Below are 13,685 nucleotides of genomic sequence, written 5' to 3'. Positions count from 1 at the left end.
GACGAAACGCCCCGAGGCGTTCAGCCGGCTCGGGTCGACCGGAACGCCCCCACGAACGACCGCCAGGCGTCGGGGCGGAACGCGAGGGTCGGGCCGGAGCGGTCCTTGCTGTCGCGCACCAGCACGGCACCGGGAAGGTTGTCGGCCACCTCGACGCAGTTGCCGCCGGTGTCGCCGGAGCGGGTCGACGTGCGCCAGTGGGGCTCGGCAGCGGTCATGGCGTCACCTTCAGCTTTCGGATCAGATCCAGCGAGGCGGTCGTGGACAGCGCCTCGCCGAGCACGCTATCCCACTTCCGGTCGATGAGGCCGAGCGTCTCGGGGTCGTTCACGACGTGTCCCCGGGCGGCGTTCTCCAGGTAGACCGCCCGCTCGCCGTCCGCCAACTCGGCCAGCACGAAGCCGCCGGTGAGGCCGACGTGCTCGCCGACGCCGAGCGGCACGACGTGCAGCCGGACGTGCGGCAGCTCGGCGGCCGCCAGGAGCCGCCCGAGCTGCGCGTCGAGCACGGCCGGGCCGCCGACCGGGCGGCGCACCGCCGTCTCGTCCAGCAGGAAGACGGTCTGCGGTGGAGTCGCCTGGCGCAGCAGTTCCTGGCGTTCCAGCCGGATCGCGACCAGCTCGTCCACGGTCGCGGGGGGATGCAGGCCGCCGGCCGAGATGACCGCCCGCGCGTACTCCTCGGTCTGGAGCAGCCCCGGCACCAGGCATGGCTCGAAGGCCCGCAGCCGGGTCGCCTCCTGCTCGTAGCCCCGCCAGGGCGCGAACCAGGAGGGGCCGCGTTCGCGGTCGGCCTCCTTGAGCAGCTCGGCGAGGAGGCCGCCGGTGTGCAGCGCCTCGTCGGCGGCGACGGCGAACTCCATCGAGGGCCGGCGGCGGCCGGTCTCGATGGCGGCGATCAGCGACGGGCTCCACTTGACCAGCGCGGCCAGGCCCTCCTGGGAGACGTCGGCACCGGCCCGGGCCGCCTTGAGCGCCTTGATCCACATGTCGAAGTTCATCGCCCACCCACTCGGTAAGTACGCGAACGCGGTCCGTAGTAACCGCTGGCATCCTCCCGTGTCCGGGCCGGCGAGTCCACGGTGGAGGGCACGCGGCCCGGCTGGTGGAGGCGACGTCCCGGCGGCCGGTCCTGCGTCGGGCCGCCCCGGTCAATCCCGCGGCCGGGGCGGCCCCCGCCTCGGCCGGACACCCGGGCCGGGCGGCCCCCGCCTCGGCCGGACACCCGGGCGGGGCGGCCCCCGACATGGAGGAGGGCAGCATGCTCGACGTGTTCCGGAAGCGGACGGCAGCGCACGTTTCCGCCCGCGCCGCCACCCGCGCTCACGGCCGAGACCTTGGGAGGAAAGGACCCCTGGCGGGGCCGGGAACGCCCAAGATCTCAAGCGGCGGTCCCGCCCGGCGCGGAGGGAGGCGTCGGTGAGCCGGTTCGTTCCGCACGTACCCATGCGACCGCTCTGGCGGTGCCGAGCCTGCGGCGCGCTCTGGCCGTGCCAGCCGGCCCGGCTCGCGCTGCTGGCGCAGTACCGGTCGGACCGCCCGGCGCTGATGATCTACCTCGGCACGCTACTGACCGAGGCGGCCGACCAGCTCGCCCAGCTCAACGGGCACACCCGACCGGCCGACCTGCACGACCGCTTCCTCGGCTGGGCGCGTGCCCGGGTGCCCGGGGACGGTCGGGCCGGGAAGGCCACCCGCCACGACGCGGTCCAGGCCCGCCCGAACGGGGTGGGCGGCACAATGTTTCACGTGAATCATGAGCCGGGCGCCGAGATCCACCACACCGATCCGTTCGCCGTGCCAGCCGGGCAGCGCTCCCCCATACGCCGGCTGCGGGGCCGGCTGGCGTCGCCGGTGACGCTCTGGACGGCGCCCGGGCCGGCGGGCCTGACGGTGTCGTCGACGCTGGTCGCGGAGGGGGAGCCGGACCGGCTGCTCGGCCTGGTCGACCCGGAGTCGGACCTGTGGGCGGCGGTGGAGTCCGCCGGCCGCTTCGCGGTGGCCCCGCTGAACCCGTCGCACCGGCAGCTCGCCGACCGGTTCGCCGGCCTCTTCCCGTCGCCCGGCGGCCTCTTCGCCACCGGCGCGTGGACCGACACGCCCTACGGTCCGGTGCCGGCCGACGCGGGCGGCTGGGCGGGGTGCCGGCTCGACGCCGCCCGCGAGTACGGCTGGGGCCTGCTGGTGGAGGCCACCATCGAGGCCGTCGAGCTGGCGGAGGAGACGGACCCGCTGCTGCACTACCGGGGCCGCTACCGCGAGCTGACCTGACTGTGAGGCTGGCCGGGCCAGCCGACCAGCCACCGCGCCCGGCGGACCGTTAAACGGAGTGAGCTGCGTCACTCGGCGCAGCCACCGTGCCGTTCGGCGCAGCCGCCGACCGCCGCCGATCTCGCCCTTCCGTGGCGGGGAGCGCGCTTTCTACCGTGCGCGAAACTCCCCACGCCTGTGAAGGTGGTGATCCACAAATGTCCACGGACACACCCGCGTCCGCGCCCTCCGCCTCGGCGGCGGACCGGTACCTGGCCGTACAGCGGTCGGACGAGTTCGCCGGGTTGCGTCGCGCGCTGCGCGGCTTCGTCTTCCCGATGACCGTCGCGTTCTTCCTGTGGTACGCGCTCTACGTGATCCTGTCCGCGTACGCGCGGGACTTCATGGGCACGAAGCTCTTCGGCAGCAACATCAACGTCGCCCTCGTCTTCGGCCTGCTCCAGTTCGTCTCCACCTTCGTCATCGCCTGGCTCTACTCCCGGTACGCCGACCGGAAGATCGACCCGATCGCCGACCGGATCCGCGCCGAGATCGGGGAGGTGACGCATGAACACGGTCCTCGCGGCTGAGGCGGGCGGCAGCACCGCCCGCAACCTCACCATCACGCTGTTCCTGGTCTTCGTGGCGGTGACCCTGGCCATCACCATCTGGGCCAGCCGGCAGACCAAGACCGCCACCGACTTCTACGCCGGCGGCCGGTCCTTCTCCGGCTTCCAGAACGGCATGGCGATCGGCGGCGACTACATGTCGGCCGCCTCGTTCCTCGGCATCGCCGGCATCATCGCCCTCTACGGCTACGACGGCTTCCTCTACTCGATCGGCTTCCTGGTCGCCTGGCTGGTGGCCCTGCTGCTGGTCGCGGAGCTGCTGCGGAACTCCGGCCGCTACACGATGGCCGATGTGCTGGCCTTCCGGATGCGCCAGCGCCCGGTCCGCACCGCCGCGGCGGTCTCCACCATCACCGTGTCGATCTTCTACCTGCTGGCCCAGATGGTGGGCGCCGGCGCGCTGGTCGCGCTGCTGCTCGGCATCAAGCCGGGCACCACCTTCCTCGGCATGGACGCGGACACCGCCAAGGTCGCCACCATCATCATGGTCGGCGCCCTGATGATCGTCTACGTCACGGTGGGCGGCATGAAGGGCACCACGTACGTGCAGATCGTCAAGGCGTTCCTGCTGATGGGCGGCGCGCTGGTGATGACCCTGCTGGTGCTGGCGAAGTACAAGTTCAACCTGTCGTCGCTGCTCGGCGACGCCGCCTCCGCGTCCGGCAAGGGCAGCGCGTTCCTGGAACCCGGGCTGCGGTACGGCGTCGACACACCCGGCGACGCGCTGAAGACCTTCTACAGCAAGATGGACCTGCTCTCGCTCGGCATCGCCCTGGTGCTCGGCACGGCCGGCCTGCCGCACATCCTGATCCGGTTCTACACCGTCCCGACCGCGAAGGCGGCCCGCAAGAGCGTGCTCTGGGCGATCGGCATCATCGGCACGTTCTACCTGCTCACCCTGGCCCTCGGCTTCGGCGCCGCGGCGCTGGTGGGCGGCGAGGCCATCACCGCGCAGGACAAGGCCGGCAACACGGCCGCACCGCAGCTCGCCGAGGCGCTCGGCATCGACTTCCTCGGCGGCGACCTGGGCGGGGCCACCCTCCTGGCGATCATCGCGGCGGTCGCCTTCGCCACCATCCTCGCCGTGGTGGCCGGCCTGACCCTGGCCTCCTCGTCCAGCCTGGCGCACGACTTCTATGCCAACGTGATCAAGAACGGGACGGCGTCGGAACGGCAGGAGGTCCGGGTCGCCCGGGTCTCCGCCCTGGTGATCGGCGCGATCTCGATCGTGCTGTCCATCTTCGCGCAGAACCTGAACGTCGCCTTCCTGGTGGCGCTCGCCTTCGCGGTGGCCGCCTCGGGCAACCTGCCGGCGATCCTCTACAGCCTGTTCTGGAGGCGGTTCAACACCTCGGGCGCGGTCTGGGCCATCTACGGCGGCCTGCTCTCCGCCGTCCTGCTGGTGTTCTTCTCGCCGGTGGTCTCGGGTGCGCCCACCTCGATGTTCCCGGAGCAGGACTGGCAGTGGTTCCCGCTGTCCAACCCCGGCATCCTCTCCATCCCGTTCGGCTTCCTCTGCGGCTGGCTCGGGACCGTGCTCTCGAAGGAGCACGACGAGGAGAAGTACGCCGAGTTGGAGGTGCGCGCGCTCACCGGCGCCGGCGCCCACTGAGCCCGGCGCACCGGAGGGGTCCCCGCGGAGCCGGGGGCCCCTCCGGCCACGCCGGTGCGCGACCGTGGCGATGGGTAGGCTGACCGGCATGAACGTTGCTGCGCGCTTCGGCCCCGGTCACCGCATCCTCGTCACGGGCGGTGCCGGTTTCGTACCGTCACACCTGGTGGATGCGCTGATCGCCCGCGGCTGCACGGTGATCGCCCTGGACAACTTCGTCACCGGGTCCAAGGAGAACGTCGCCCACCTGGCGGACGAGCCGAGGTTCACGCTGGTCGAGGCCGACATCTCCGACGGGCTGCCGACCCACCACCCGGCCCTGGCCGAGCGGTTCGACGCCATCCTGCACATGGCCTCCCCGGCGAGCCCGACGGACTTCGAGAAGCTGCCGGTCGAGATCCTCCGGGTCGGTTCGGTGGGCACCCTGCACCTGCTGGACCGCGCGGTCGCCGACGGCGCCCGGTTCCTGATGGCCTCCACCTCGGAGGCGTACGGGGATCCGAAGGAGCACCCGCAGCGCGAGACGTACTGGGGCAACGTCAACCCGATCGGCGTCCGCAGCGTCTACGACGAGGCGAAGCGCTTCTCCGAGGCGGCGACGATGGCCTACCACCGCAGCCGGGGGCTGGACGCCGCGATCGTCCGGATCTTCAACACGTACGGCCCGCGGATGCGGCCCGACGACGGCCGCGCCATCCCGACGTTCATCTCCCAGGCGCTGCGCGGCGAGCCGATCACCGTGCACGGCACCGGCAACCAGACCCGCTCGATCTGCTACGTGGCCGACCTCGTTCGCGGCATCCTGCTGCTGCTCGACTCGCGGGAGACGGGGCCGATCAACTGCGGCACCGAGCACGAGATGAGCATGCGGCAACTGGCCGAGACGATCGTGTCGCTCTGCGGAAGCAGCTCCGAGGTGACCTACATCACCCGCAGCGCCGACGACCCGGAGATGCGCCGCCCCGATCTGACCCGCGCCCGCGAGCTGCTCGGCTACGAGCCGACCGTCGCGCCCGAAGACGGCCTCCGGCGCACGATCGAGTACTTCCGCGAGCGGCTAGGGTAACCGCTCGCCCGGGCGGCGCCGGCAAACGCCGGCTTCGCCTGAAGGCGACAGTGGCCAGACGTACGTACCCTGAGTTACATGTCAGCGACCACGCCCGCCGGTGTTCCGCTCCCGTACCTGCACCGCAGCGCCGGGCGCGCGTCGGTGCCCGGCTCCGGCCGGGACGCCGCCGGCCGTGCCCGGTCGACCGAGGCCCGCTGGTACCCGTCCGCCGACGAACCACGGGCCGGCGGCCCGGGCGGTCCGTCGGGTCCGGGTGGTCCCGGCGGCCCGGGTGGTCCCGGCGGCCCCGAGCGCCCGGGGCGGCGCGGCGCGCGACCCCGCTGGGGCCGGATCGGCCTGGTGGCCGGCGTGGCCGTGCTGGTGCTCGCGCTGCTCGGCGGGGCCGGCGCCTGGTTCTACGCCCGGAGCCTCAACGACGACCTGGCCCGCACCGACCCGTTCTCGGAGATCACCGGGGGGCGGCCCGCCAAGGCGGTGGACGGCGCGCTGAACATCCTGCTGGTCGGCAGCGACTCGCGGGACCCGGACGCCCCGGTGGACCAGTCCAGCAAGTGGCGGGCCGACACGATCATCGTGATGCACATCCCGTCCGACCACCAGCAGGCATACCTGGTCTCCATCCCCCGCGACCTCTACGTGCCGATCCCCGAGAGCGCCAACGCGGAGTGCGGCTCCGGCCAGCGGGGGAAGATCAACGCGGCGTTCGCCTTCGGCGGGCTGCCGCTGGCCGTCCGGACGGTGGAGTGCTTCACCGACGTGCGGCTCGACCACGTGATGGCGATCGACTTCGCCGGCTTCAAGCAGGTCACCGACGCCCTCGGCGGCGTCGACCTGAAGGTCGAGCGGACCATCACCTCGATCCACAAGCCGTACCGGACGTTCACCAAGGGCACCAACCACATGGACGGCGCCGAGGCCCTGGACTGGATCCGGCAGCGCAAGCAGTTCCCGGACGGCGACTTCGCCCGGATGCGCCACCAGCAGGAGTTCCTGCGCGCCCTGATGGACAAGGCGGCGAGCACGGGCACGCTGACCAATCCGAAGAAGCTGAACGACTTCCTCAAGTCGGTCACCGCCGCCGTCACCGTCGACCAGGGTTTCTCGCTGGTCGACATGGCGGTGCAGTTCCGCAACCTGCGGGGCGAGAACCTCACCTTCGTCACCAGCCCGCACGTCGGCAGCCAGACCATCAACGGGGAGTCGGTGGTGGTCTCCGACAAGGAGAAGGCGCTCGCCATGTACAAGGCGATGTCCGCGGACACCATGACCGCGTGGGTGAAGGCCAACCAGAAGACCGACGGCACCGGGAACTGACGCGCGACACCGGAAGCCGGCCCCCACCCGATCGACGGACGCCGTCGCGGGTCAAGGGCCGGCTTTCGGCTTTCCTGTGAGCCAACCGCCGACCGGTCGTATCGATTTGTACGTTCGGTCAGTTTCCCTGGATGACGGCCGCGACAACGGCAATTGACGGCCCGACGAACTACCCAGGACGAAAAAGCGTCCGTAAAGTGATCCCGCCCCCTCACCACGCGAGCTGGAGCACGCATGCCGGTTCAGACCAGCCGTCGCCCTCCGGCGCTGGAGTCCTCCCGCGGCCCCGCACGGGTCGCACCGACCATCCCGACCCAGCCGGGGAAGGGTGGAAAGACGGGCGGCGGGCCCGCGAAGAAGCGGCCGCGCCGCAAGGACCCGCTCTGGGCCCGACTCACCCTGGTCTTCGGCGCCGTGCTGATGATGCTCAGCGGCGTCGCCATCGTCGGCAGCAAGGCGCTGATCAGCGAGGCCACCGGCAACATCGCCCAGCGCAACCTGCTCGGCGACGCGGGCAAGTCGGACGCCGAGGGCGGTGCCAATCTGGACGGCCCGATCGACATGCTGCTGCTCGGCGTGGACGCCCGGGAGCGGTGGGCGGCCGACGACGTCCGGGCGGACAGCATCATCGTGCTGCACATCCCGGCCACGCACGACCAGGCCTACCTGATCTCGATCCCCCGGGACACCGAGGCGCAGATCCCGGCGTTCAAGAAGAGCGGCTACCCGGGCGGCGTCGACAAGATCAACGCAGCCTTCCAGGCCGGCGCCCGCAACGGCGGCGGCTGGGAGGGCGGCGCCCAGCTGATGGCGCAGACGATCAAGAAGATGACCGGGGTCAGCTTCGACGGCGCGGCGATCATCAACTTCGGCGGCTTCAAGAACGTGATCGACGCCCTCGGCTCGGTACGCATCTGCGTCAGCCAGGAGGTCACGTCCAAGCACATGTCGTACGTCGACGGCAAGCCCATGTGGAACGCGGACGCCAAGAAGACCGGCAAGCGGATGACGCCCGTCGTGCACAAGAAGGGCTGCCGCGAGATGGAGGGCTGGGCGGCGCTCGACTACTCCCGGCAGCGCTACGGCCTGAAGAACAGCGACTACGACCGCCAGCAGAACCAGCAGCAGCTCATCAAGGCGATGGCGAAGAAGGCCACCCAGGACGGCACGCTGACCAACCCGCTCAAGCTCAACGAGCTGATCAAGGCGGCCGGCAAGGCGTTCATCCTCGACACCGGCGGCGTGCCGGTCGCCGACTTCGTCTTCACGATGCGCGGGGTCACCGGCAACGACCTGGTGATGCTGAAGACGAACGGCGGCACCTTCCACGGCGACGGCAGCCGGGAGACGCTGAGCCAGCAGACGATGGACATGTTCCAGGCGGTCAAGCAGGACAAACTCGGCGAATTCGTCTTCGCCAACCCCGAAGTGGTCTCCAGCCGGAAATAGCCCCCGCGCCGAACGGCGGCGCCGGGCAAAGGCGGCGAAGCGGCCCGGCGGCCGGGGCCGGCCCGTAGCCTGACGTGAGAGGTGTTCACGTACGGGCCACGGGGAGGAGCCACGTCCAGATCGGCAGGCGACGGTCGGGCACGGACCGGGGCCGACGCCCGGGCCGCCCGGCCCCGCCGCGCCCGCTGGCCCCGCGTCCTGCTCGGCCTCGGCCTGGCCGTGGTGCTGCTGACCGGGCTCGCCGTGGTCGGCCTGCGGGCCCTGACCGACCGGTACGAGCGCTCCGTGGTCCGGGAGCAACTGCTCGACCCCACCGCCCGCCGGGCGCGGACCGATCCGGACGGGCCGCTGAACTACCTGCTCGTGGGGACCGACCGGTGGCAGAGCGGCAGCGCGGCGAACCGGCGGTCGGACACCATCCTCATCGTGCACGTGCCGGCCGGCGGACGCGAGGCGTACCTCGTCTCCGTCCCCCGCGACCTGCTGGTCGCCATCCCGGCGGGCAACGGCTTCGGCGGCGGCCAGGACAAGATCAACGCGGCGTACGAGCACGGCGGGGGCGGCGAGCCGGGCACCCGGCTGCTCTCGGCCACCCTGGCCCGGCTGACCGGGATCCGCTTCGACGGCGCGGCCCTGATCGACTTCTCCGGCTTCCGCAAGGTCATCGACCTGCTCGGCGGGGTACGCATGTGCGTGGACACCGAGGTCCGCTCGATCCACACCAACCGGGTCTTCCAGCCGGGCTGCCAGCAGATGGACGGCGGTGAGGCGCTGGACTACGTCCGCCAGCGCTACGACCTGCCGGGCGGCGACTACGACCGGCAGCGGCACCAGCAGCAGCTGCTCCGGGCCCTGTTGGAGCGCACGAGCGAGACGTCGCTGCGCACCAACCCCGTAAAGCTCGACCAGGTGATCCGGGCGGTGGGCGGCTCGCTGACCGTGGACACCAACGGCGTACCGCTGGAGGACCTCGTCCTCGCGCTGCGCGACCTGCCGGCCGACGCGCTGCGCGGCGTGCAGGTGCCGTCCCACCCGCAGACCATCGACCAGGTCTCGTACGTGGTCCTCGACAACGGGGGGAACGGGCTGTTCGAGGCGGTACGCGGCACCCGCGTGCCCGAGTGGGCGCAGGCCAACCCCCGGTGGGTCACCCGACTGTGACGTGCGGGACGGCCCCCCGACGGTGGGCCGGGCGAGGATCTAGGCTTGGCGCGTGTTCGGACCCCAGGTTCCCACCGTGACCGTGACCGAGATCGCCGACGACACCTACGTGCTCGACGTCCGGGAGGACGACGAGTGGGCCGCCGGCCACGCTCCCGGCGCACACCACCTGCCGATGATGGAGCTGCCGGCCCGGATCGCCGAGGTGCCCACCGACCGTGACGTCGCCGTCATCTGCCGCTCCGGCGGGCGCTCCGCCCAGGTCGTCGCCTACCTGATGCGCAACGGCTGGGACCAGGTGCGCAACGTCGAGGGCGGGATGGGCGAGTGGGCCGCCGCCGGGCGCCCGGTGGTCGCCGAGAACGGGCAGCCGGGCCGGGTCCTCTAGGGCGGACGGGATGGGCGCACCCCTGGTCTTCGCGCACCGCGGCTCGTCGTACGACCTGCCCGAGCACACCCTCGCCGCGTACCTGCGCGCCCTGGACGAGGGCGCGGACGGGCTGGAGTGCGACGTCCGGCTGACCCGGGACGGGCACCTGGTCTGCGTGCACGACCGTCGGCTCGACCGCACCAGCAACGGCACCGGGCTGGTCAGCGCGCGTACGCTCGCCGAGCTGGAGGCGTTGGACTTCGGCTCCTGGCACCCCGGCGGCGTACCGGCCGACGGCGACGAGGTGCTGGACGATTCGCACACCCGGCTGCTCACCCTGGAACGGCTGCTCGACGCGGTGCTCGCCGCCGGGCGGCCCGTCCGGCTGCTGGTGGAGACCAAGCACCCCTCCCGCTACGGCGGGGACGTCGAGCGCCGGCTCGTCGCGCTGCTGCGCCGGTACGGCCTGACCGAGCCGAAACCGGACGATCCGGTACGGGTCACCGTCATGTCGTTCTCCCCGCTGGCCCTACGCCGGACGCGCGAACTGGCCCCCGGGCTGCCCACGGTGCTGCTGCTGGAGGTGCTGCCGCGCTGGCTGCGGCTGGGGCGGCTGCCGTTCGGCGCCCGCACCGCCGGGCCCGGCATCGCCCTGGTGCGGGCCCGCCCGCAACTCGTGCCCGCGTTGCGGGCGGCGGGCAACCAGGTCTACGTGTGGACGGTGAACGAGCCGGCCGACCTGGACCTCGTCCTGTCCGTCGGGGTGGACGGCATCATCACCGACCGGCCGGCGCACACGCTGGCGCACCTGGGCCGCTGAGCACGGGACAGGGGTGTCCGGAAGCCGACCGCCGGGGCACACTCGGGGCATGCCGGAGCGCACCGACCTCTCCGCTCTCATCGCCGGCCACACCGCGGTGATCGAGTCCATCAACTCCGGCGACGCCGGCGTCCCCGTCCTCACCCGACTGCTCCTGGTGGTCCAGTCGGCGCTCGGCGCGGCGGGCATGGCATTCGTCGAGTTCGCGCCGACCGGCGGCCGGGTGATCGCCGCCACCGGCGCCGCCGAGTGGGCCATCGGCCGCCCCGTTCCGCCCGACGACCCGACGATCGCCTGCCTGCTCTCCGGCCCGCGGGTACGCCAGGCCCGGACGGACCACCTCACCGGCAAGCTCGCCGGTGAGCTGGCCGGGCGCGGCCTGCTCCGGATGGTGGTCTCCCGTGCGGAGATCGGCGGGCTGACCGTCGGCAGCCTGCACGCCTTCCATCCGGGCGGGGAGGATCCGCCGGACACCGCGCCGCACGACGTGATGAGCTACACCGCCTCCTGCATCGCGCACATGTACGGCGACCAGAGCGGGTTGCCCGTGCACGGCGACGGCCCGGTGGTGGCCGCCCTGTCGGACGGGCTGGCGGTGGTCGACCGGGACGGCAACGTGCGGCTCTGGAACCCCGCCGCCGCCCAGGTCACCGGCCGTTCCGCCGCCCAGGCGCTCAACCGGCCGCTGCCCTTCCCGCTGCCGCCCTCCGGGCAGGTGCTCGACCACCGGCTGCCGGACGGCCGCTGGCTCAAGATCACCTCCGGGGAGCTGCCCGGTCCCGGCACCCAGCACGTGGTGACCTTCCGGGACATCACCGACCAGCAGCGGCGCGACCACGACCGGGACCTCTTCGTCGCGGTGACCAGCCACGAGCTGCGTACGCCGGTGACCGTGATCAAGGGTTACGCCGACACGCTCACCGACCACTGGGAGTCGCTGACCGACACCGACCGGCGGCAGGCCGCGCGGGTGATCGGACAGCGCGCGAACGAGCTGGCCCGGCTCGTCGACCGGCTGCTCTCCTCGGCCGCCGAGGCGGGGCCGGGCGACGAGCCACCCGCCCCGTACGACCTCGGCGACGCGCTGCGCGCGACGGTGACCGACCTGCCGGCGGAGCTGCGGCACCGGCTCGTCCTCGACGTCCCGGCCAACCTGCCCCGGGCGCTCGGCCACCGGCCCAGCCTGGCCACCGTGCTGACGGAGCTGTGCACGAACGCCGGCAAGTACTCCGCGCCCGACTCCCCCGTCGAGATCAGCGCCGAGGCCGACGGGGCGACCGTCGCCTTCCGGGTCAGCGACCGGGGCATCGGCATCCGGCCCGAGCACGTGGAGCGGGCGTTCGACCGGTTCTGGCAGGGGGAGTCGGGCGACCGCCGTCGCTACCCCGGAGCCGGTCTCGGCCTCTATCTCGTCCGCCGGATCGTTGAACAGCAGAATGGCTGGGTATTCCTCCGACCGAGGGCCGGCGGCGGTACGGTCGCAGAGGTGCGGCTGCCCCGCGGGTGACCGGCGACGGGTAGCGGGGCGTGAAGGGGCGAAGGTGTCGACGGGAGCTGCCGAACGGGCATGGTGCGTGGTGGTCCCCCACCACGCCACGGGGGCGCGGCTGGCGCGGCACCGACTCGCCGACGAGCTGACCGGCGTCGTACCCGCGCCGCTGTTGGCCGACCTGGTCGCGGTCCTGGCGGAGCTGGTCGGCAACGCGGTCCGGCACGCCGACCCGCTGCCCGGCGGGGTGGTCCGGGTGGCCTGGCGGCTGCGCACCTCGGCCGAGGGCCAGCGGGTGCAGCTCCGGGTGACCGACGGCGGCGCCGCCGCGGGGCCGCGGATGCGGACGGCCGGCACGGACGCCGTCGACGGCCGCGGCCTGCACATCGTCTCGGGGCTGGCCGACCGTTGGGGTGTCGAGCGCGACGGCCTGGGCCAGAGCGTGTGGGCCGAGTTCGACCCGGCCGGCGTCACCCGGTCGGACCTGGCCGTGGCCGGGTGACCGGCCGGGACAGGCGGGTCCCGCCCCCGCCGGGCGGCCCGGGCCTCTAGGCTGTGTCGCCGTGAGCAAGCGTCGAAAGAGCCAGCGGGCCGCCGAAGCCACCCCCAAGCGGGAGAAGGTGCGCGACATCTTCGTGCCCCGACCGTTCGAGGGGCTGACCGACGAGCCGGAGTGGATCGCCCTGCGCGAGCTGGTGCCGGCCGCCTCCGCGCCGCTGCGGCTCGCCCCCGCCCTGGTCGAGGAGTTCGGCGACCGCGAGGTAGTCCTGGCCACCGTGCTGCCGATGGCGGCACCGGCGATGACGAAGCCGGACGGGCGGGTCCTGATCGGGCTCCAGCGTCACCAGCAGTCCGGCGACGTCTCCCGGGACCTGGCCGAGGCGCTGCTCTGCGCGCTGCGGGCCGAGCCGGGCGGCCCGGTGTCCGTGCCGCCGCTGCCCGGGCCGGGCCCCCGCCTGCAGGACGTCCTGGTCGACGGCCCGCTGGAGGTCACGATGCACGACGGGTTCGAGTTCTGGCTCGACCCGGGTGCCGGCGACGACCCGAACGTGCAGGCGTCCCTGGAGCGGGCGAACGCCGCGATCTACCCGACCGTCCGGCTCGCCGCCGCCCCGGCCGCGTACTGGTGCCAGGTGCCGGAGAAGGCGCACGTGCGCTGGGTGCTGCCCGACGACGAGGACGCCGCGCTGGACGCGCTGGCCCGGCTGAGCGTGGCCGGCACGCTGACCCTCGGCGAGAACACCCGGTTCGCCGGCATGTTCCGGGCACACGGCCGGCTGGTGCCGGTCTGGGACCTGCCGGAGGACGTCCCGGCCGCCGACTGGGAGCAGCCGGTCGCGGAGTTCGCGAAGCGGTACGCCGAGGCGCTCGCCGACCCCGCCCCGCTGGACGGCGCCGGCCGGCGCGCCCGCCACGGCCTGCTCGGCCGCCAGCTCACCCTGCGCTGATCCGCCCCGCGCCCCCGCCCGCCGTCGGCGGGGGCGCGGGGCGCGCGGCGGCCGGAAGGCGGCTCGCCCAACCCC

Annotated in this window: 14 protein-coding genes; 12 read left to right on the top strand and 2 right to left on the bottom strand. The window is 72.9% G+C overall.

Translation table 11 applies throughout. The features are described from left to right. Window positions 1–20: 20 nt before the first annotated feature. Together ACGF7U_RS19625 and ACGF7U_RS19620 are read right to left on the bottom strand one after the other, a co-directional pair. On the bottom strand, window positions 21–218 hold the full coding sequence (locus tag ACGF7U_RS19625) for a DUF397 domain-containing protein (protein WP_393108481.1): 198 nt from the start codon (window positions 216–218) through the stop codon (window positions 21–23). Further along, window positions 215–1,000 carry a Scr1 family TA system antitoxin-like transcriptional regulator gene (locus ACGF7U_RS19620; protein ID WP_393108479.1) on the bottom strand — a complete coding sequence of 262 codons (786 nt, stop codon included), beginning with the start codon at window positions 998–1,000 and terminating at the stop codon, window positions 215–217. Before ACGF7U_RS19620 ends, ACGF7U_RS19625 begins: the two co-directional genes overlap by 4 nt. Before the next feature lie 445 nt (window positions 1,001–1,445). On the opposite strand from ACGF7U_RS19620, the gene ACGF7U_RS19615 reads away from it, so the two are divergent. The 12 genes from ACGF7U_RS19615 to ACGF7U_RS19560 all read left to right on the top strand — a co-directional run bounded on the left by ACGF7U_RS19615 (window position 1,446) and on the right by ACGF7U_RS19560 (window position 13,610). Next, on the top strand, window positions 1,446–2,270 hold the full coding sequence (locus tag ACGF7U_RS19615; RefSeq protein WP_393108658.1) for a flavin reductase family protein: 825 nt from the start codon (window positions 1,446–1,448) through the stop codon (window positions 2,268–2,270). 197 nt (window positions 2,271–2,467) lie between these two features. Continuing rightward, the gene (locus tag ACGF7U_RS19610; protein WP_393108477.1) at window positions 2,468–2,839 is read left to right on the top strand and encodes a DUF485 domain-containing protein; all 372 of its coding nucleotides are present in this window, start codon (window positions 2,468–2,470) and stop codon (window positions 2,837–2,839) included. Continuing rightward, complete coding sequence (locus ACGF7U_RS19605; RefSeq protein WP_393108475.1) at window positions 2,817–4,490, top strand: cation acetate symporter; 1,674 nt, start codon at window positions 2,817–2,819, stop codon at window positions 4,488–4,490. Before ACGF7U_RS19610 ends, ACGF7U_RS19605 begins: the two co-directional genes overlap by 23 nt. 88 nt (window positions 4,491–4,578) lie before the next feature. Continuing rightward, window positions 4,579–5,556 carry a UDP-glucuronic acid decarboxylase family protein gene (locus tag ACGF7U_RS19600; RefSeq protein WP_393108473.1) on the top strand — a complete coding sequence of 326 codons (978 nt, stop codon included), beginning with the start codon at window positions 4,579–4,581 and terminating at the stop codon, window positions 5,554–5,556. Window positions 5,557–5,634: 78 nt separating this feature from the next. Next, window positions 5,635–6,873: an LCP family protein gene (locus ACGF7U_RS19595; protein WP_393108471.1), complete on the top strand. Its 1,239-nt coding sequence runs from the start codon at window positions 5,635–5,637 to the stop codon at window positions 6,871–6,873. A gap of 234 nt (window positions 6,874–7,107) precedes the next feature. After that, entirely contained in the window at window positions 7,108–8,322 is a 1,215-nt protein-coding gene (locus tag ACGF7U_RS19590) for an LCP family protein (protein ID WP_393108469.1), read from the top strand. Window positions 8,323–8,544: 222 nt separating this feature from the next. After that, window positions 8,545–9,483, top strand: a complete 939-nt coding sequence (locus tag ACGF7U_RS19585) for an LCP family protein (RefSeq protein WP_393108656.1) — start codon at window positions 8,545–8,547, stop codon at window positions 9,481–9,483. A 52-nt stretch (window positions 9,484–9,535) separates the two neighbouring features. Beyond that, window positions 9,536–9,871 carry a rhodanese-like domain-containing protein gene (locus tag ACGF7U_RS19580; protein ID WP_393108467.1) on the top strand — a complete coding sequence of 112 codons (336 nt, stop codon included), beginning with the start codon at window positions 9,536–9,538 and terminating at the stop codon, window positions 9,869–9,871. A 10-nt stretch (window positions 9,872–9,881) separates the two neighbouring features. After that, entirely contained in the window at window positions 9,882–10,673 is a 792-nt protein-coding gene (locus tag ACGF7U_RS19575; RefSeq protein ID WP_393108465.1) for a glycerophosphodiester phosphodiesterase, read from the top strand. A 49-nt stretch (window positions 10,674–10,722) separates the two neighbouring features. Then, the gene (locus tag ACGF7U_RS19570; protein WP_393108463.1) at window positions 10,723–12,180 is read left to right on the top strand and encodes an ATP-binding protein; all 1,458 of its coding nucleotides are present in this window, start codon (window positions 10,723–10,725) and stop codon (window positions 12,178–12,180) included. Between the two features lie 34 nt (window positions 12,181–12,214). Further along, complete coding sequence (locus ACGF7U_RS19565; RefSeq protein ID WP_393108461.1) at window positions 12,215–12,664, top strand: ATP-binding protein; 450 nt, start codon at window positions 12,215–12,217, stop codon at window positions 12,662–12,664. 61 nt (window positions 12,665–12,725) lie between these two features. Then, window positions 12,726–13,610, top strand: coding sequence for a DUF5926 family protein (locus tag ACGF7U_RS19560; RefSeq protein ID WP_393108459.1), 885 nt, complete (start codon window positions 12,726–12,728; stop codon window positions 13,608–13,610). The last annotated feature ends 75 nt before the right edge of the window (window positions 13,611–13,685 follow it).

This window comes from Micromonospora sp. NPDC047670, assembly GCF_043204915.1.
Taxonomy (GTDB): Bacteria; Actinomycetota; Actinomycetes; order Mycobacteriales; family Micromonosporaceae; genus Micromonospora.
Note: the sequence above shows the minus strand (reverse complement) of the source record. Positions and strands in the feature narration are given on the sequence as shown.

What these genes read in the sequence shown, in the direction of transcription:
- ACGF7U_RS19600 (WP_393108473.1), top strand. Translation starts at nt 4,579, where the DNA reads ATGAACGTTGCTGCGCGCTTCGGCCCCGGTCACCGCATCCTCGTCACG.
- ACGF7U_RS19595 (WP_393108471.1), top strand. Translation starts at nt 5,635, where the DNA reads ATGTCAGCGACCACGCCCGCCGGTGTTCCGCTCCCGTACCTGCACCGC.
- ACGF7U_RS19615 (WP_393108658.1), top strand. Translation starts at nt 1,446, where the DNA reads ATGCGACCGCTCTGGCGGTGCCGAGCCTGCGGCGCGCTCTGGCCGTGC.
- ACGF7U_RS19610 (WP_393108477.1), top strand. Translation starts at nt 2,468, where the DNA reads ATGTCCACGGACACACCCGCGTCCGCGCCCTCCGCCTCGGCGGCGGAC.
- ACGF7U_RS19625 (WP_393108481.1), bottom strand. Translation starts at nt 218, where the DNA reads ATGACCGCTGCCGAGCCCCACTGGCGCACGTCGACCCGCTCCGGCGAC.
- ACGF7U_RS19590 (WP_393108469.1), top strand. Translation starts at nt 7,108, where the DNA reads ATGCCGGTTCAGACCAGCCGTCGCCCTCCGGCGCTGGAGTCCTCCCGC.
- ACGF7U_RS19575 (WP_393108465.1), top strand. Translation starts at nt 9,882, where the DNA reads ATGGGCGCACCCCTGGTCTTCGCGCACCGCGGCTCGTCGTACGACCTG.
- ACGF7U_RS19605 (WP_393108475.1), top strand. Translation starts at nt 2,817, where the DNA reads ATGAACACGGTCCTCGCGGCTGAGGCGGGCGGCAGCACCGCCCGCAAC.
- ACGF7U_RS19570 (WP_393108463.1), top strand. Translation starts at nt 10,723, where the DNA reads ATGCCGGAGCGCACCGACCTCTCCGCTCTCATCGCCGGCCACACCGCG.
- ACGF7U_RS19620 (WP_393108479.1), bottom strand. Translation starts at nt 1,000, where the DNA reads ATGAACTTCGACATGTGGATCAAGGCGCTCAAGGCGGCCCGGGCCGGT.